The following is a 17683-nucleotide window of genomic DNA, read 5'->3' as shown; positions in this document are numbered from 1 at the left end:
CTCTAGGCGGCAAGCTCGTGTCTCTGCCGCGAGCGCTGGCTGAACACCACGGGCGGTGACTCGCTCGCGGCGGGCTGGGCTACAGAGTTCCCCTCACTCCCCACCCCCGAAGTCCCAGGCCGAAGCAGCCTCGCGGATCAACCCCGCCGCCAGATCGACCACCTTCGGCACCCCGCGCCCCTCGTACCGCCGAAGCACGATGCGGCGCTGACCCAGCCCAGGCACGTCCAACGTCTCGATGCCCTCCTGCGTGATGCCCTCGAGGGCGAGGGAGGGCACGAGGGCCATGCCCTCGCCGGCGGCGACGAGGGCGAGGGCGGTCCGGGTCTCGGCGTAGCGGTGGATGGTCGGGGTGTCGCTGCCGGCGGCACGGCGTACGCGCTTCAGGGCACTTGCCCAGGCCCCGTCGGGGTCGACGCCGAGCCAGGGCAGTCCGAGGCGGGAGAGGTCGACGGAGTCCTCGGCCGTGATCGTGCCGGCGGGAACGACGACCTTCCACGGCTCGTCGAGCAGGGGCGTCTCGGTCAGGCGGGCGGGGAGCTTGCGCGCTGTCTCCTCGACGTCGATCTCCAGGATCGCGATGTCGAGCTCGCGCGCCCGCAGCATGCGCAGCGTCTCCTCCTCGGACGACTCGACGACCTCGAACCGCAGCCGCGGGTGGCCCTCCCGCCAGGCCGGGATCTGCGGCAGCAGCACCTGCGACAGGAAGCTGTGGAAGCCGCCGACGCGGACCGTGCCGCCGGGCTCGTCCTCGTCGTCGACGAGCCGCGCGCGGGCCTCGGTCAGCACCTTCTCCACGTCCTCGGCAGCCTCCGCCAGGGCCAGGCCGTCGTCGGTCAGCACGGTGCCCGTCGGCGTACGACGGACGAGCGGGCGGCCCACCTCGGCCTCCAACCTGGCCAACTGTTGGGAAACAGCAGATGGCGTGACGCGTAAGTCGTCAGCGGCCGCGAGGACGCCTCCGGACCGCGCCACGGCGAGCAGGAACCTGAGGCGCCTCGGATCGATCTCCATGTTCAGCAACTCTAAACTGCCGATGTAGAAATGTGCGTTTGATCTGAATACCCAACAGGGTCAGACTTCAGGGGTCGGTGGCCGTGGGGGTCGCCTGGGAAGAAGCAGGAACAGCACGATGATCGCGGCAGCACTGGGTTGGGTCGGCACGATGGGGACGTTCGCGGCCTACATCCTGTTGTGGCGGGGCAAGCTCGCCTCCGACTCGCTGACCTATGCCGTGATGAACACCGTCGGCGGTCTCCTCGGCGGTGCCGCCAGCGCCTACTACGGCGCCTGGCCGAGCGTCGCCTCCAACGTCGTCTGGGCCGCCGTCGGCATGCACAGCATCGGTGTCGAGGTCCGCCGCCGCATTCGCAGCCGTCGCTCGCGCGCGACCACCGCGATGCAGGCGCTCTACGAGCCCATCGACTGCCTGGTCTGACCCGCCCCGTAGGCCCGCTCGTCCGGCCTCAGGCGCCGGCGTCGAGCAGGGCGATCGCGTTGTCCAGCGAGCGCTCGAGGTGCGCGCGCAGCAACGAGGCGGCACGGTCCGCATCGCCCTCGACGAGGGCGACGAGGATGTCGCGGTGCTCGGCCAGCGCGGCGCGGGCCCGGGCCGGCTGGCTCGCCGACCTCGACCGCGCCAGGCTCATCCGCGCCGACACCGAGTCGGCCGCCTCGCGCAGCGCGGTGTTGGCGGCCAGCCGCATCAGCGTGCCGTGGAAGTCCTGGTCGGTGGGGTATGCCGCCGAGTCCTGCTCGTCGAGCAGCGCGGCCGCATCGTCGAGCGCCCGCGCCAGCTCCTCGACGCCCGACCGGTCGTCGAGCTCGGCGACGAGGCGGGCGGCGTGCGTCTCGAGGGCGATCCTGAGCTGGTAGAGCTCGGCGAGCTGGACCGGGTCGAAGGAGGAGACGAACGCGCCGCGGTGCGGCACGAGGTCGAGGAGTCCCTCACTGGCCAGTCGCCGCAGTGCCTCCCGCAGGGGACCGCGGCTGATGCCGAGCGCCTGCGAGAGGTGGACCTCGTTGAGCCGCTCGCCGGGTGAGAGGGAGCCGTCGAGGATCATCGCGCGCAGCACGGCGACGCTGCGGTCGGCATAGGTGACCTCACCGCCGAGCGGTGCCGGCATCGATGCGCCCACGGACCCTCCTCCCCCGGTCGTTCCCTCCCGCGAAACTACCGGACTGCGGCGTCGTCCAGCGCAGAGGCCCGGCGCCCGGCATGGGCGCCCGCGAGCCGGCCGAGGCCGATCGCGGCGAGCAGTCCGTTGCCGGACGAGTAGCCCGCGCCACCCTTCTGGCCGGAGACGCCGGCCGCGACGCCGCCACCGGCGTACAGGCCCTCGACGACCGTGCCGTCGGCGCGCAGGACACGCGCGTCGGAGTCGACGCGGACACCTCCCTGGGTGTGGAAGAGCGCAGGCTGCGAGCGGACGGCACACAGGGGCGTGCCGAGCGGGCCGTGGCCCCAGTCGGTGCGGCCGAACTCGTCCTCGGCCTCGCCGGCGGCAGCCGCGGAGGCGGCCTCCAGCGTCGCGCGCAGGGTCGCCGGGTCGCACCCGATCACCTCGGCGAGCGCCTCAGGCGTGTCGGCCTCGCGCACCCCGTTCATCTCGACGAGCTCGGCGAACTCCGGCTCCTTGCCGGCCACCCGGTCCCGGGTGGCGGCGTCCATCACGACCCACGACGTCGCGGTGCTCGCGGAGACCACCGCAGCGAAGCCGGAGTAGCCCACGGACTCGTCGTCCATCCGCCTCCCGGCGGGGTCGACGAGCACGGCGCCCTGCTCGACGGTGGTCCACGACGTGATGGACCCGTGCGGGTCGGCGACGGCGGCGTAGCCCTGGAAGGCACCCATGTTGGCGGTGTCGGCGCCGAGGTCGAGCGCCCACGTCATCGCCTCGCCGGTCGAGCCCTCCGCGCCGAGGTAGGGCGCGTCGACGACGTCGGGCAGGAACCTGGCGCGGAGCTCCGAGGAGTTGCCGAAGCCGTTGGCCGCCAGGATCACGGCGCTCGCACGCAGGTCGTACGACCCGCAGCGCGGGCCGTCGACGTGCACGCCGACCACCCTGCCGTCCTCGACGAGGAGCTCGGTGACCGGGTTTCCGACGAGCACGTCGACGCCTGCCTTGTCGACGGCGGCGAGCAGGTCCTTCATCAGCGACGCCCCGCGCTTGTCGGCGGGGGCGTGGAGCCGCGGGACGCTGTGCCCGACGTGCTTGTACTCGGTGATGACCTGCAGCCCGACGGCGTGCTCCTCGACCAGCCACTCGACGAGCGACGCGGACGTCCGGGCGAGCAGCGCCGTGAGGTCCTCGGCCTCGTGCGGCCCGGACTGTCGCAGCAGGTCGGCGATCATCCGGTCGGCGTCGTCATCGATGCCGGCGGCGCGCTGGTACTTCGTGCCGGCGCCCGGGATCGAGCCAGTCGACACGAAGGTGTTGCCGCGCGCGGTGTCCATCTTCTCCAGCACCACGACGCTGGCACCCGTGTCCGCCACCGCCAGTGCCGCCGCCAGACCGCACCCTCCGGAGCCCACGACGACGACGTCGACGTCGGTCGCCACGCCCTGTTCGTCCACGTGCGCCGTGGCGGCGGTCATCGGGCCGCCGCCTCTGGGATGGTCGAGAGTCGCTCGAGGATCTCCGCGGTCGTCGCGACGTCGGCGTACTTCTGCGACATGTCGAAGAGGTTCGCCTCGTGCACGACGGGGCTGCGGTCGTAGACCGCGTCGGACGGCACGCTCACCTTGAAGTTGTAGGAGAACGCATCGGCGACGCTGGACCGCACGCAGCCCGACGTGGTGCACCCGGTCACGACGAGCGTGTCGGCGCCGGCCTCGACCAGGTAGCTCGCCAGCGGCGTGCCGAAGAACGCGCTGGGGTGCCGTTTCGGGAGCAGTACGTCGCCCTCCCGGGGCGCGACCTCCTCCACGAAGTCGTAGCCGCGGGCGGGCACGTCCATGATCCCCGGGACCTTCGCGGCCAGCGCCCCGGTGTCGTACGACTGCTTCGGCGCGACGTGCGGGTAGAGGATCGGCCAGCCCTTCGCGCGGAACAGGGCGACGAGCTCGGCGATGTGTGTCACGGCCGCGTGCCCGACCTCGCCGCACGAGGTGGTGAACTCCTCCACCGACTCCTCGAAGGGCGCCGGCGTGGTGCCGATCGTGCGGTACTGGACGTCGATGATCAGCAGGGCGGGGCGGGTGCCCATCCCGATGGGCTTGCCGAAGCCGGCCAGCTCGTAGCGGTGGCGCGTGGTCTCGTCGATGATCCCCGCTCCTCCCACCTCCCAGGGGCGGTCACCGGTCGGGGTGCTCATGCGTGCTGCTCGCTCTCGTCGTGGGCGTCGGACAGGTGCGTGATCGTGTCGAGCGCGGCCGCGCCGCTCTCGGTGCGGGCGAGGTAGCGGCCGCTGGGCTCGTCGGAGACGACGCCGTCGCGCATCGCGAAGCGTCCCCCGACGATCGTGTGGACGACGCGCAGGCCGACCTCGGTGCCCTCCCAGGGCGAGTAGTCCGCCGCGGAGTGCTGGGTCTCGGCCGTCACCGTGAAGCTGCCGTCGAGGTCGACGACGGCCAGGTCGGCGTCGGAGCCGACGCGGATCGTGCCCTTCTGCGGGTAGAGGCCGAAGAGCTGGGCGGCGCGGGTCGAGGTCGCCTGGACCATCCGCTCGAGCTCGACGCCACGGCAGAGCCCTTCGGCCAGGCCGACCGGGAGGACCAGGCCGGTGCCGGGGAACCCGGCCGAGGCGTCCCAGATGTCCTTCTCCTTGTTGCTGCGGTGCCGGGCGTTGTGGTCGGAGCCGATCGTGTCGACCGCGCCCGACGCGACGCCTTCCCACAGCGCCTCGACGTCCTCGGCGTGCCGCAGCGGCGGGTTGACCTTGCCGTAGGTGCCGCAGTCGGCGGAGGTGTCGAGGGTGAGGTACTGGGTGCAGGTCTCGACGAAGAGGTTGTCGTAGTCGGAGCGCTGCAGCTGCATGGCGGCCAGCGCCATCTGGCTCGAGGTGTGCACGGCGTAGACCGACGCACCGGTCGCCTTGGCGAAGTAGGCCACGCGCTGCACGGCCTCGGCCTCCACGATCGGCGGCCGCGAGCGGTACCACGCCTCGAGCGGGCCGAGGGTCTCGTCCTTCGGCTGCTCGCGCAGCTTCCAGACCAGCTCGATGTTCTCCGGGTGCGGGCACACCAGGGCGCCGGCGTCGGCAGCCGTGCCGAGGAGGTCGTACATGTAGGCGTCGTCATTGCCGGGCAGCCCGAGGTACTTCCCCTCGTCACCGCGGAAGTTCATGAAGAATTTGAAGCTCGGCACGCCCAGCTCGGAGACGTAGGACGGGATGTCGGCGACCTGCTCGTCGGTGCCGAGCACGAGGTGGAAGCCGAAGTCGCAGTGGCTGTTGCCCTCCATCGCGGCCCGGGAGTCCGCCTGCACCTGGTGGTAGTCGTCGGCGCTCATCAGGTAGATCAGCATCGAGGTGATGCCACCCGCGACGGCCGAGGCGGTCTCGCGCTCGCCGTCGTCGGGGTCACGGGGGACGCGGATGTCCTTGCCGAGGTGGACGTGCGGGTCGATGCCGCCGGGCAGCACGGCACGGCCGGCGAGGTCGACGCTCTCGCGCGCGAGCACCTCGGCGCCCGGGGCGTGGAGAGCGGCGATCCGGCCGTCGTCGACGGCGACGTCGAGGGCGACGAGGCCGAGGCCCTCCTGGAAGACCTGGCCGCCGCGCAGCACGAGGTCGTGGACGTGGGGCTCGCGCATCAGCTCTCCTCCTGGTCCGCGTAGCGCGCATCGAGCTCGTCGAACTCGGGCTTGCGCACCAGCGCCTGTCGATCCTGCCAAGTGATCATCAGCTCGGCGGCCTCGCTGGTGTCCCCGTGCTTGGCGAGGTGGCCGAGCACCTCCCGCATCCCCTTCACCGCGCCGCGCATGGCCGCGTTGGCGTAGAGGGCGACGGCGAAGCCGAGCTCGGCCAGGTCCTCGCGGGGCAGGATCGGGGTCAGCCCGCCCTCGACCATGTTGGCCATGTGGATGCCGGGCACCGAGCTGGTGACCTGCCGCAGCTGCTCGCGCGTGGTGGGCGCCTCGACGAAGAGCACGTCGGCGCCCGCCTCGCGGTAGGCGTTGGCCCGCTCGCACGCGGCGTCGATGCCCTCGATCGCCAGCGCGTCGGTGCGGGCGATGACGACGAGGTCGTCGTCGTCGCGGGCGTCGACGGCGGCCTTGATCTTGCCGACCATCTCCCCGGTCGACACGACCTCCTTGCCGGCGAAGTGCCCGCACTTCTTGGGCATGACCTGGTCCTCGATCTGGATCGCCGCCGCGCCGGCCCGCTCGAGTGCCCGGACCGTGCGGCCCACGTTGAGCGCGCTGCCGAAGCCGGTGTCGGCGTCGACGACCAGCGGGATCCGCACGGCATCGGCCATCGCGGCGACGTGCGAGGTGAGCTCGGTGACCGACATGAGCCCGAGGTCGGGCATCCCGAGGAAGGTGTTGGTGACCCCGGCGCCGGAGACGTACGCCGCCTCGAAACCGGCCTCCTCGATGACGCGGGCGGTCAGTGCGTTGGGGGCGCCGGGAAGCAGCAGGGGCAGGTCACCGGACTCCAGCAGGGCGCGCAGGCGAGCAGGGGAGCGCGACATCAGGCGGTCACCGCCTTGAGGTTGGCGCCCCTGGTCTCACGCATCGTCAGGGCGGTCAGCAGGGTGATCACGGCGGTGCCGATGAGGAACCACGCCGGCGACAGCGGCGAGCCGGTCGTCTCGACGAGCCAGGTGCACACGTAGGGCGCGGTGCCGCCGGCCAGCGCGGCTCCGATGTTGAAGCCGAGCGCGATGCCGGTGAAGCGCACGCGGGTCGGGAACATCTCGGCGTAGGCCGACAGCGCGACGCCCATCAGGGCCGAGTCGATCAGGCCGAGCAGCACGTGGGCGAGGATCGCGCCGACGGTGCCCGACTCGAGCAGCATGAAGCCGGGCAGCGGCAGGATGATCGCGGCCACGGACGCGCCGATGAAGACCGGGCGGCGGCCGATGTGGTCGGACAGCCTGCCGAAGAGCGGCATGCACGCGACCGCGACGGCCAGGCAGGCCGTGGTCGACCAGAAGGCGGTGCGGGTCTCCATGCCCACCACGCGCTGGAGGTGGATGTTCACGTAGACGTAGACGACGTAGTAGGCCGAGAACAGCAGGATCGACAGTCCCACGCAGGTCAGGGTCGCGCGCCAGTGGTCGCGCAGCAGCTCGACGATCGGGGCGCTCTCCTCCTCGATCTCGTCCTCGGCGGCCTTGAAAGCCGGGGTCTCGCCCAGCTTGGAGCGGATGACGAGGCCGACGACGCCGAGCGGGATGGCGATCAGGAACGGGATGCGCCAGCCCCAGTCGTTCATGACGCCGTCGCCGAGGATCGTGAAGAGCAGCGTCACGACGAGCGAGGCGAGCAGCGAGCCGGCCAGGGCGCCCATCTGGACGAACGCGCAGAGCAGGCCGCGCTTCTCGGTGGGGGCGTACTCGGCGACGAACGACGCGGCTCCGCCCAGCTCGCCGCCGGCGGCGATGCCCTGCATGCAGCGGGCGAGCACGAGCAGTGCCGCGGCGCCGACGCCGATCGAGGCGTAGGTCGGGAGGAAGCCGATCAGGCCGCTCGCGATCGCCATCATGACGACCGTCGCGGCGAGGGCGTTCTTGCGGCCGTGCTTGTCACCGAAGTGACCGAAGACGATCCCGCCGATCGGCCGCAGCACGAAGGCCAGCCCGAAGGTCGCGAGGGTGAGCAGCAGCGCTGCCGTGTCGTCCCCGGTGACGAAGAACTTCGCGGCGATGATCGTGGCGACGTAGCCGTAGACGCCGAAGTCGAAGTACTCCACGATCGAGCCGACCGCACCTGCGAGCACGACCCGGGGCTGCACCTCGGTCGGAGCCGTCGCCCGGTGGGCGGGGGCGGGCGGGACGGTCGTCGGCGGCGTGGCGCTCTGCTGGTCCACGGCTTCTCCTCTGGTTGTGGTGCCGGACGCCGCCTCGGTGCTGCCGCTGGGCAGGCTCGAGCGGGATGCGGTGGCCCGGGTCACACCAAACTAGGATCGCGTCTGCCAACTGTCAACAGTTGAGAGTCGTCAATCTCCGGTCAGCCGTCGTCGCCGAGCTCCTCCTCGAGGGCCAGCAGGGCGCTCTCGACGACCTCGGTCAGCGCCGGGTGGATCCAGTACATCGAGCGCGCGAGACCGGCGACCGGCAGGTCGTGCGCCATCGCCATGACCAGCGGCTGCACCAGCACCGACGCCATCGGGGCCACGACGTGGGCGCCGAGGAGGCGGCCGGTCGAGCGGCGGGCCACCAGCTTCACGAACCCCGGGCCTCGGCGTCGCCGTCGAGGTGACCGGCCAGCGCCCAGCCGTACGCCACGTCGGCGACGTCGTGGCGCGCGACGACCACGTCGTCGCCGTGCTCGTCACGGGCCTCCGCCTCGGTGAGCCCGACCCGGCCCACCTGCGGGTGCGCGAAGACGGCCTGCGGGACCGCGGTGTGGTCGCTCGTGACCCACGACGACCGGTCCTCGTCGCCAGCCCGCAGCGCGCGGAGCAGGTTGTGCTGGACGACGCGCGCGTCCTGGTTGGCGACGTGCTTGAGCGGCTCCTCGCTGCTGGCGTCGCCGAGGGCCCAGACGCCGTCCGCGGACGTGTGCTGGTGCTCGCCGACGACGATGCGGCCGCTGTCGTCGGCCTCGACCCCGGCGGCGTCGAGGTCGAGCAGGTCGGAGTTGGGCTCGCGACCGATGGCGAGCAGCAGCACGTCGACCTCGGCCTCCTCGCCGTTCGCGAGGTGCAGGGTGATCGGCCCGCGGTCACCACCGCTGACCTTCTCGAGCTCGGTGCCGAGCCGGAGGTCCCAGCGCTCCTGCACGGCCGCGGTGAAGTGGGCGGCGACGTCGTCGTCCTGCCCGTTGAGGAGCGTGTCGCTCCCCTCGACCTGCACGACCTCGGCGCCATAGGAGGAGAACACGTGCGCCAGCTCCGAGCCGACGTACCCTCCGCCGACGACACCGAGCCGGGCCGGGAACGTCTCGAGCCGCATGATCGTGTCGCTGGTCTCGAAGCCGGCCTCCTCCAGGCCGGGGATGTCGGGCACGACCGGGCGCGTCCCGGTGGCCAGCACCACCTGGTCGGCGGTGATCTCGGTGACGACACCGTCGACGTCCACGGAGAGTCGCCGCGGGCCGGTGAAGGTCGCGGTGCCCTGGTAGACGTCGATGTTGTCTTCCTCCCGACGCCCGGCCAGGCCGTCGGCGGCGTCCTCGTCGACCTTGCCCATGACCCGGTCGCGGATGGCCGACCAGTCGGCCGGTCCGACCGTCGCGGGGACACCCAAGGCGTCCCCGCGACGGGCCGTGGTGGCGACGTCGGCCGGCAGGATGAACATCTTCGACGGGATGCAGCCGCGGTTCAGGCAGGTCCCGCCGAGCGGCCCCCGCTCCACGAGCGCCACCCGGAAGTCGTCGAACCGGTCGTCGACGATCGTGTTGCCGGAGCCGGCGCCGATGATGACGAGGTCGTAGTGCTCAGAGGCCATCCCCCGAGGCTAGGCAGCCACGCATGAGCCGGCCTCCCACGTCCGGGTGGGACGGTCGCCGTCAGTAGCGCTTCACGTCCACGCGGGTGAGGTCCTTGTCCGGCTTGCTCGTCCCGGCCAGCACCGGGTCGACCGAGCGGTCACCCTGGAGGTAGCGGGCGAAGAAGGCCTCGAGGTAGGTCGCGGCGACCGTGCGCTCGTCGTCCTCGCCGAGGGTGTCGTGGAGCTCGCCGTCCAGCTGGGAGACGCACTTCCCGGGGCGACCCTTCGGGTGCATCGCGTCGTCCTCGCCGCCGGGCAGGCCGCTGCTCGCGGCCCAGCGGGTGTTGAGGTTGTTGTGGTTGGCGCCGCGCACCATGATCGCGATGTTGACCGGGTTGTCGGCGCGCCGGGCGAGCCGGTTGAACTCGGCCTCGTCGCCGGTCGGGTCGCAGGACCCGGCCCACGTCATGAGCGGGACGTCGGTGACCTGCAGGCGCTTGAAGGCCCGGTCCATGAACGGCGGCTCGGCGGGCGCGAACCCGAAGACCGCACGGAGTCGTACGCCCTCGGGCACGAGGTGGCGGTTCTTCCTCGCCGCGGCCCACATCATCCCGCGGCCGCCGCGCGAGTGGCCCATCAGGCCGACGCGCTGGAAGTCGGCGGCACCGGTGAAGTCCGGCGTCGCCGGCGTGTCCGTCCCGGCGACCCGGAAGGCGCCGACGAGCCGGCCGCTCCCCTGCTCGGTGAGCTTCTGCCACAGCCGCAGGTGCCGGAAGGCGACCAGGGCGCGAGCCCGGTCAGCCACCTCGCCGAGCGATCCGGCGTTCACGCCGTTGGCGCCCACCGAGACCACGAGCATCCCGCGGGCCGCGAGCGTCCGGCCGAGGTAGTCGTAGCCCTGGTCGCTGTGAATGCCCTCGAAGCGCTCCCGGCACGGCCAGTTGGCCTCCGTCCTGCCGCTCGTGTTGTTGGCGCAGGTCCAGAACAGTCCGTGCGCGAGGATCGCGACCGGCAGGTGCCGGCCGGCGGCGTCGGCGGGTGCGTAGACGCGGCCGGTCAGCTCGATCGGCGCCCGCCCCTTGGTCGGCATGCCCTTGTCGTCGTACCCCCGGAAGCCGGGCACGGTCATCGCCGCGTCGCCCAGGTCGTAGTCGTAGACGGCCACCTCGGTGCTCGCGCGGTCGGTGCTCGCGCGGTCGGTCGTGCCGGCCGGTGCGGCGTACGACGTCGTGGTGGCGGTGGACAGGGACGCGACGAGCGCGCCGGCGACGACCACCGGGAGGGCGCGGCGCAGGAGCCTGGGCAGGAGGGGGTGACGATTCATGGCGGCAGCCTCGTCGACGGATGTCAGGAAGTTGTCAGGGCGTTGTCACGCGCCGGTCAGAGCCGGATCGTCGCGACGGTCCGGACGCCCGGATCGCTCTCGAGGGTCACGGTGCCGCGGTGCGCCTCGACGATCTGGCGCACGATCGCCAGCCCGAGCCCGCTGCCACCGGTGACCCGGCTGCGCGACGGGTCGACGCGGCGGAACCGGTCGAAGACGTGCGGCAGGTCGGCCGCCGGGATGCCCTCGCCCGTGTCCTCGACCTCGACGAGGCCGGGGGCGGAGCGGACGGTGACGGTGCCACCGGAGGGCGTGTGGCGCACGGCGTTGGCGACGAGGTTGGCGACCGCCTGACGCAGCCGCACCGGGTCGGCGTCGACCACCGAGCCGGGCTCCCCGGTCGCGAGCAGCGTGACCCCGGCGGCCTCCGCCACACCGCCGAAGGACTGGACGGTGCGCTCGACGAGGTCCGCCAGGTCGACCGGCTCGAGGTCGAGCACCAGCCCGCCTGCGTCACCGACGGCCAGGTCGCGCAGGTCGTCGACCAGCCGCTGCAGGAGGAGCGTCTCCTCGTGGAGGCTGTCGAGCAGCTCGCGGTCGGTCTCGACCAGCCCGTCCTGCGCGGCCTCGAGCCAGCCACGCACGTTGGACAGCGGCGTGCGCAGCTCGTGCGACACGTCGCTGGTCAGCCGGGTGCGCGCGGCGTCGTCGGCCTGGCGTCGCTCGGCCATCCGGTTGAAGGCGGCCCCGACCTCCCCGACCTCGTCACGCCGGCGGACGGGCACACGGGCCGACAAGTCGCCCTCCCCAGCCTGCTGCGCCGCCGTGGCCATCCGCCGCAGCGGCCGTACGATGCTGCCGGCCAGCAGGGCGCAGAGCAGCAGCGTCACGAGGAGTACGCCGCCCGCGAGCAGGCCGATGCGCTCCTGGCTCGCCCGCGAGAGGTCCCACAGCACCTCGGGCGGGGCCGCGTCGGCGCTGAGGTAGAGCAGCGCAGGCGGTGCGACGGACGACGCGAGCAGGTCGCGCCGCGCCTGCTCGGCGCACTGGGCGACCGCGTCGTGGCCGCGGCGGTAGTCGACGAGCACCGCGAAGTCGGGCCGCACGGCGTCGGCCCGCCGGAGGCCGGCGGTCCGCAGGCACTGGTTGGTGTCGCGCAGGAGCCCGGCCACGGCCGTCTTCGCGTCGGCCGCGTCGACGGACACCCGGCTGTCGACCAGTCCGGTCGGCTCCACGGCGTAGACCCGGCAGCGGACGGTCGCGTCGCACGGCCGGGCCACGAGCTCCTCGGCCGGCTCGGTCGCCGGCTGGAGCGGCTCGCGCAGCACCGGGTCCACGTCGAGCGCGTCGAGCCGGGCACGGGCGTCGGCGGGCGCCCGCGGGGCGTCGCGACCGTCGGAGTCGAGCAGGACGGTGCCGGTGAGGTCGGTGACCGTGACCGGTCGGCGCAGCTCGGCCGACAGCTCGTCCACCAGGCCGGCCGCACCCGCCCACCCGCGGTGGGTGGCGGCGTACTCGACGAGCGCGTCGTAGGCCCGCGCGTCCACCTCGAGCGAGGCTGCCTGGCTCTCGCGCACCGCGACCGACGTGGCGCGGACCGTCGCCCACGTCGTCGCGACGACGGCGACCAGCGCGATCACCGCGGCGAGGGCGAACAGCCGGACGAACAGGCTGCGCCGCCACGGCACCCGGGCCGACGGTCCGCTCACGAGCCGGCCGGGGCGACGGCGGCGTAGCCCACGCCGTGGACGGTGCGGATGAGGCCGGGGTCGAGCTTCTTGCGGAGGTTGGCGACGTGCACGTCGACCGTGCGGGGCGTCACGTGCGCCGCGTCGCCGTGCCCGTGCAGGCGGGTGAGGAGCTGGGCCCGGGAGAACACCCTGCCCGGCTCGGCGGCGAGCGCCTCCAGCAGGAGCAGCTCGCCGGGCGTGCAGGTGACGACCTCGCCGTGCCAGCGCACCTCGTGGGTCGTGGGGGCCACGGTCAGCGGGCCGAGGGTCACCGCCGACCGCCCCGCCTCGGCGGCGTCGATGCGTCGGCGGCGCAGCAGCGAGCGGACGCGGGCCATCAGCTCGCGGGGGCTGTAGGGCTTCGTGAGGTAGTCGTCGGCACCGAGGTCGAGGCCGTGGAGCAGGTCGTCCTCGGTCGCACGCGCGGTGAGCATGAGGATCGGCACCGCCTCAGTCGCCTCGTCGGCGCGCAGGATGCGGCACACGTCGAGGCCGTCCATCCCGGGCATCATCACGTCGAGCACCAGCAGGTCGGGCGTGGAGCGCCGCGCCGCGTCCACGGCCTCCCGGCCATCGCCCACGACCGTCACGTCGTGGCCCTCGGCGACCGCGTAGCGCCGGACGAGCTCCGCCTGCTTGGGGTCGTCCTCGGCGACCAGGATGCGTGCCACGGGAGTGACTGTAGGTGGCGGGGCCGAGCCCCGGTCCCGCCACGGTCGCTGCGCGACCTGCTCAACCAGCGGCGACCTGGTCCAGCGCTCGCGTCAAGCAGGCGACGAAGTGGTCGACGTGGTTCTCGTCCCAGACCAGGGGCGGGCGGACCTTGAGGACGGTGCCTCCCGGTCCGGTGAGGCCGGCCAGCGCACCCGCGCGCACCAGCGCCTGGAGCAGCTGTCGGGCGACCGGGCGGGAGACGACGTCGACGCCGACGACCAGGCCGGTTCCCCGCACCTCCCCGAGGACGTCGGTCGACGCGGCGAGGGTCCGCAGGCGGGAGACCAGGTGCTCCCCCGTCACGAGTGCGCGTGCGGGCAGGGCGCGGTCGGACAGGACGTCGAGCACGGCGTTGCCCGCGGCCGCGGCGGCAGGCGTGGCCGCGAAGGTGGAGAAGTACTCGTAGTGCGTGGCGAAGCGGTCCACGTGCTCGCGCCGCGTGATCACGGCTCCCATCGGGTAGCCCGCACCCATCGGCTTGCCGATCGTGACGAGGTCGGGCACGACGCGGGACTGCATGAAGCGCCACATCAGCGGCCCCGTGCGGCCGTAGCCCACCTGCACCTCGTCGGCGAGGAAGAGCGCACCTGCGGCGTGGGCGGCGTCGCGCAGCCCCGCGAAGTACGACGCCGGCGCGTCGTGGACGCCCTCGCTGGTGAAGCCGGAGTCGGCGAGCAGCAGCGCCGGTCGATGACCATGCTCCGCCAGGGTCACGGCGGCGTCGGCGATCGACGCGGACGGGTCGGCACCGCCGCGCGGCGCGTGGAAGCGCCCGACCGCCGACGGCTGGTGGCCCGGCGGCCACTCGTTGGAGCTCAGGTCGGCCATCCACTTCGTGCTGCCGTGATAGCTGTGCTCGACGACCAGCGCGCCCGACCCGCCGGTCCGCTCGGTCGCCAGCCGCCAGGCGACCTCGTTGGCCTCGGTGCCGGAGGTGGTGAAGAGCACGGTGTCGAGCTCGGGCGGCATGGTCGCGACCAGCCGCTCCGCGAGCTCGACGACCTCGGGGTGCAGGTAGCGCGAGTGCGTGTTGACGGTGCGCAGCTGCCGCGCCACTCGGTTCGCCACGGTCGGGTCGGCGTGCCCGACGACGGCGACGTTGTTGTAGGCATCGAGGTAGCGCGTGCCGTCCGACGAGGTCAGCCACGCGCCCGCACCGCTGACGATCTCCAGCGGCTCGTCGTAGAAGAGCGGCGCCACCGGTCCGCCCATCGCCGCGTCCCGGCGGGCGCGGACCGAGGACCACGTGGCCGGGGCGGTCCCGGCGAGCCGGTGCAGCCGGGCCGACAGGTCGGCCGGCGACAGCTCCATCAGCAAGGCCAGCACGCGGGTGTCGGCGTCGTCGTACTGCGTGATGTAGGCCGTGTTGCCGGGGTGGGCGCTCGCGCGCCGGCCCGAGATGATCGCGCTCAGCGCGAGGCGCGACAGCACCAGCTCGCCGAGCACGTCGACCTCGTCGGGCGCGAGCGGACGCAGCCGCTGGTAGCCACGCAGGGTCGCGCCCGCCAGCTCCCACAGCGAGCAGACCTGGGTCTCGCTGGTGTTGCGCAGGACCGAGGTCAGCGTGACCGCGAGGTCGGCGACGTCGGCCGTGTGGTGCATGTCGCCGAAGTCGATGACGCCGGTGACCCTGCCGTCGGTGACGAGCAGGTTGGTGAGCGTGACGTCGGCGTGGTGGATGCCGCCGGGCAGCGCAGCACACCGCTCCAGGGCCGGCGCGACCCGGGCGACGACGTCGGGGAGCGCCGGACCGGCGACGGCCGGGAGGCGGCGTACGTCCCAGTCGAGGTCGCGCTGACCCGCAGCGGGGTGGAAGAAGCCGCCCAGCGCCCGGGCCACGCGGGCGGCGGTCGCTCCGGCCTGCTCGGCCAGGTCCTCGGTGATGACCTGCCCCTCGAGCCCGTCGCCGGGGACGGTGGTGATGAGGCGTGCCAGGCAGGGGCGGCCGAGGTCGTCGGCGATGGCGCGAACTTGATTGAGGTCAATCAAGTTCGCGGTGCGAGGGATCGGCAGCGTGGGGTCGACGGCGGCCACGTGCGCCATCGCCGCGACCTCCATGTCGACGATCGCCCGGTCCTCGGCGGGGTTGGAGACCTTGAGGACGTGGCCGTCGACCAGCACGTTGAGGTCGCGCTCGCTGGACAGCGGCCGGACGCTCGTGACGGGGACGCCCCACAGGTCGGCGACCAGGGTGGTGACGCGCGCAGCGGACAGCACCGGCGCCGGCTCGGCCATCACGTCGTCGATCACCCGCGCATCATGGCAGTGCTCGACGGGCGAGCGGGCGGGCTACTCCGCCGGGGAGAGGCGGAAGCCGACGCCGCGGACGTTCTCGACCTGCTCGGTGGCCTCGACGGCCTCGAGCCGGTTGCGGATCCGGCCGACGGCGGCGGAGAGCACCATCGGCGAGCCCTCCCAGTCGGTGCCCCACACCTTGTCCATCAGCGTCTCGCGGAGGACGACGCGCCCGCGCTGGGCGATCAGGAGGGAGAGCACGTCGAACTCGCGACCGTGGGTCGCGATCTCCTCGCCCCCGAAGACGATGTGGTGGTCGACGACCTCGAGCTGCGGGTGCTCGGCCAGGCCCTGGGCCGTGGCGTCGTAGTGCCGGTGGATCCGTCGCAGCACCGACCGCACACGTGACTGCAGCTCGGCGATGGAGCACGGCTTGACGAGGTAGTCGTCGGCGCCCGCGTCGAGACCGGCGACGACGTCGAGCTCGTCGCTGCGCGCCGACATGATGACGATGCCGCCGGTGAAGCCCAGCGTGCGCAGCGAGCGGCACACGTCGACGCCGTCCATGTCGGGCAGCATCAGGTCGAGGATGAGCAGGTCGACCTCGGTCGACTCGACGTGGGCGATCGCCTCCTGGCCGTTGGTGACCACCGCGGCCTCGAACCCGCCTGCACGGAACAGGTGGGTCAGGGACGCCGCGAGCTCCCTGTCGTCTTCCACCATGAGTACGTGCACCAAATCAGCATAAGTACCCCATGAGCACGATGCCGATACCCCACCTCAACAAAAGATCCATCTCCCACCACCGATTCGGTTCGCGATGGACAACGTGGGGACACCGCGCCGGGTGCGGGAGGATGGACCGGTGGATCAGTCAGCCCCGGTCACCGCACGCGACATCGACGACGCCGCCGCCCGGTTGGCCGGTGTCGCCGGGAGCACGCCGCTCCACCGGTCGCCGCGGCTCTCCGCGCTCACCGGCCTCGACGTCTGGCTCAAGCGCGAGGACCTCCAGGAGGTCCGGTCCTACAAGGGCCGCGGTGCCTACAACCTGATCGCGCAGCTCAGCGACGACGAGCGGGCCGCGGGCGTCACGTGCGCGAGCGCGGGCAACCACGCGCAGGGGGTGGCGTACGCCTGCTCCCGCACCGGCGTGCACGCGCGCATCCACCTCCCCCGCACCACCCCGCGGCAGAAGCGCGAGCGGATCGCGGCCCTCGGCGGGTCCTTCGTCGACGTGGTCGTCGACGGTGACACGTACGACGACGCTGCCGCCCTGTCGCGCGTCCACGCCGAGACGACCGGCGCGATCCCGGTGCCGGCCTTCGACGATCCCCGGACCGTCGCCGGGCAGGGCACGATCGCGGCCGAGGTGCTCGCGCAGCTGGCGGCCCAGGACAGCGCGGCGCCGGACGCGATCGTCGTACCCGTTGGCGGCGGCGGGCTCCTCGCCGGCGTGCTGACCCACGTCGCCGAGCACGCGCCGACGACGCGCGTCATCGGCGTCGAGCCGCAGGGCGCGGCCTCGATGACCGCGGCCGTCGAGGCCGGAGGGCCGGTCGACCTCGCCGACGTCGACCCGTTCGTGGACGGCGCGGCCGTGCGGAAGGTCGGCGCGATCCCCTTCGACGTCGTCCGACGACACCGTCCCGACCTGCGCGTCGTGCCCGAGGGGCTGGTCTGCGTCGAGATGCTCGCGCTCTACCAGGCCGACGGGATCATCGCCGAGCCCGCCGGCGCGCTGGCGCCCGCCGCGCTCCGCCTCGCCGACCTCGGCCTCGCGCCCGGCTCGACCGTCGTGTGCGTGCTGTCCGGCGGCAACAACGACGTCAGCCGCTACGCCGAGGTCGTCGAGCGCGCGCTCGTGCAGGAGGGGCTCAAGCACTACTTCCTCGTCGACTTCCCGCAGGAGCCGGGCGCGCTGCGGCGCTTCCTCGACGAGGTCCTCGGCCCCGACGACGACATCACGCTCTTCGAGTACGTCAAGCGCTCCAACCGCGAGACCGGCCCGGCACTGGTCGGCGTGGAGCTCCAGCGGCGCGAGGACTACGAGCCGCTGATGAAGCGGATGGCCGACTCCGCGCTGCGCGTCGAGCTGGTCGAGCCGTCGAGCCCGCTCTTCCGCTTCGTGCAGTAGGC

16 protein-coding genes are annotated in these 17683 nt (G+C 72.8%); 2 read left to right on the top strand and 14 right to left on the bottom strand.

From position 1 onward, the window contains the following. Positions 1 to 93 precede the first annotated feature (93 nt). Positions 94 to 1014: a LysR family transcriptional regulator gene (locus BLV76_RS09470; protein ID WP_090968905.1), complete on the bottom strand. Its 921-nt coding sequence runs from the start codon at positions 1012 to 1014 to the stop codon at positions 94 to 96. Positions 1015 to 1132: 118 nt separating this feature from the next. Here BLV76_RS09470 and BLV76_RS09465 point away from each other — a divergent pair, with 118 nt between their 5' ends. Beyond that, positions 1133 to 1438 (top strand): CBU_0592 family membrane protein, encoded by a 306-nt coding sequence (locus BLV76_RS09465; protein WP_090968904.1) that lies wholly within the window; start codon positions 1133 to 1135, stop codon positions 1436 to 1438. 28 nt (positions 1439 to 1466) lie between these two features. Here BLV76_RS09465 and BLV76_RS09460 read toward each other — a convergent pair whose 3' ends face one another. The 13 genes from BLV76_RS09460 to BLV76_RS09405 form a co-directional block, all read right to left on the bottom strand. After that, positions 1467 to 2138 (bottom strand): GntR family transcriptional regulator, encoded by a 672-nt coding sequence (locus tag BLV76_RS09460; protein ID WP_090968903.1) that lies wholly within the window; start codon positions 2136 to 2138, stop codon positions 1467 to 1469. 35 nt (positions 2139 to 2173) lie between these two features. Continuing rightward, on the bottom strand, positions 2174 to 3598 hold the full coding sequence (locus BLV76_RS09455) for an FAD-dependent oxidoreductase (protein WP_175539623.1): 1425 nt from the start codon (positions 3596 to 3598) through the stop codon (positions 2174 to 2176). Next, entirely contained in the window at positions 3595 to 4317 is a 723-nt protein-coding gene (locus BLV76_RS09450; RefSeq protein ID WP_090968902.1) for an isochorismatase family protein, read from the bottom strand. Before BLV76_RS09450 ends, BLV76_RS09455 begins: the two co-directional genes overlap by 4 nt. Further along, positions 4314 to 5756 carry a dihydroorotase gene (locus BLV76_RS09445; protein ID WP_090968901.1) on the bottom strand — a complete coding sequence of 481 codons (1443 nt, stop codon included), beginning with the start codon at positions 5754 to 5756 and terminating at the stop codon, positions 4314 to 4316. The genes BLV76_RS09450 and BLV76_RS09445 overlap by 4 nt, the downstream gene beginning before the upstream one ends. After that, complete coding sequence (locus BLV76_RS09440; protein WP_090968900.1) at positions 5756 to 6637, bottom strand: isocitrate lyase/PEP mutase family protein; 882 nt, start codon at positions 6635 to 6637, stop codon at positions 5756 to 5758. The genes BLV76_RS09445 and BLV76_RS09440 overlap by 1 nt, the downstream gene beginning before the upstream one ends. Then, complete coding sequence (locus tag BLV76_RS09435) at positions 6637 to 7977, bottom strand: MFS transporter (protein ID WP_175539622.1); 1341 nt, start codon at positions 7975 to 7977, stop codon at positions 6637 to 6639. The genes BLV76_RS09440 and BLV76_RS09435 overlap by 1 nt, the downstream gene beginning before the upstream one ends. Positions 7978 to 8117: 140 nt before the next feature. Further along, positions 8118 to 8336 (bottom strand): hypothetical protein, encoded by a 219-nt coding sequence (locus tag BLV76_RS23315; RefSeq protein ID WP_281246160.1) that lies wholly within the window; start codon positions 8334 to 8336, stop codon positions 8118 to 8120. Next, a complete protein-coding gene (locus BLV76_RS09430) occupies positions 8333 to 9559 on the bottom strand; it encodes an FAD-dependent oxidoreductase (protein ID WP_281246159.1) in 1227 nt (408 codons plus the stop codon). The genes BLV76_RS23315 and BLV76_RS09430 overlap by 4 nt, the downstream gene beginning before the upstream one ends. Before the next feature lie 61 nt (positions 9560 to 9620). Continuing rightward, entirely contained in the window at positions 9621 to 10865 is a 1245-nt protein-coding gene (locus BLV76_RS09425; RefSeq protein WP_090968899.1) for an alpha/beta hydrolase, read from the bottom strand. Positions 10866 to 10921: 56 nt separating this feature from the next. After that, entirely contained in the window at positions 10922 to 12574 is a 1653-nt protein-coding gene (locus BLV76_RS09420; RefSeq protein ID WP_139306534.1) for a sensor histidine kinase, read from the bottom strand. Beyond that, entirely contained in the window at positions 12571 to 13266 is a 696-nt protein-coding gene (locus BLV76_RS09415; protein ID WP_217630303.1) for a response regulator transcription factor, read from the bottom strand. Before BLV76_RS09415 ends, BLV76_RS09420 begins: the two co-directional genes overlap by 4 nt. 61 nt (positions 13267 to 13327) lie before the next feature. Further along, positions 13328 to 15559 carry an aminotransferase class III-fold pyridoxal phosphate-dependent enzyme gene (locus BLV76_RS09410; protein ID WP_090968897.1) on the bottom strand — a complete coding sequence of 744 codons (2232 nt, stop codon included), beginning with the start codon at positions 15557 to 15559 and terminating at the stop codon, positions 13328 to 13330. 39 nt (positions 15560 to 15598) lie between these two features. After that, positions 15599 to 16264 carry a response regulator transcription factor gene (locus BLV76_RS09405; protein ID WP_175539621.1) on the bottom strand — a complete coding sequence of 222 codons (666 nt, stop codon included), beginning with the start codon at positions 16262 to 16264 and terminating at the stop codon, positions 15599 to 15601. 145 nt (positions 16265 to 16409) lie between these two features. Here BLV76_RS09405 and ilvA point away from each other — a divergent pair, with 145 nt between their 5' ends. Further along, a complete protein-coding gene (gene ilvA, locus BLV76_RS09400) occupies positions 16410 to 17681 on the top strand; it encodes a threonine ammonia-lyase IlvA (RefSeq protein WP_245734612.1) in 1272 nt (423 codons plus the stop codon). Positions 17682 to 17683: the final 2 nt, after the last annotated feature.

It is taken from the genome of Nocardioides exalbidus, from assembly GCF_900105585.1.
In the GTDB taxonomy this organism is placed as follows: Bacteria; Actinomycetota; Actinomycetes; order Propionibacteriales; family Nocardioidaceae; genus Nocardioides; species Nocardioides exalbidus.
The sequence above is the reverse complement of the archived record's forward strand: the minus strand, read 5'-3'. Positions and strand labels throughout refer to the sequence as shown.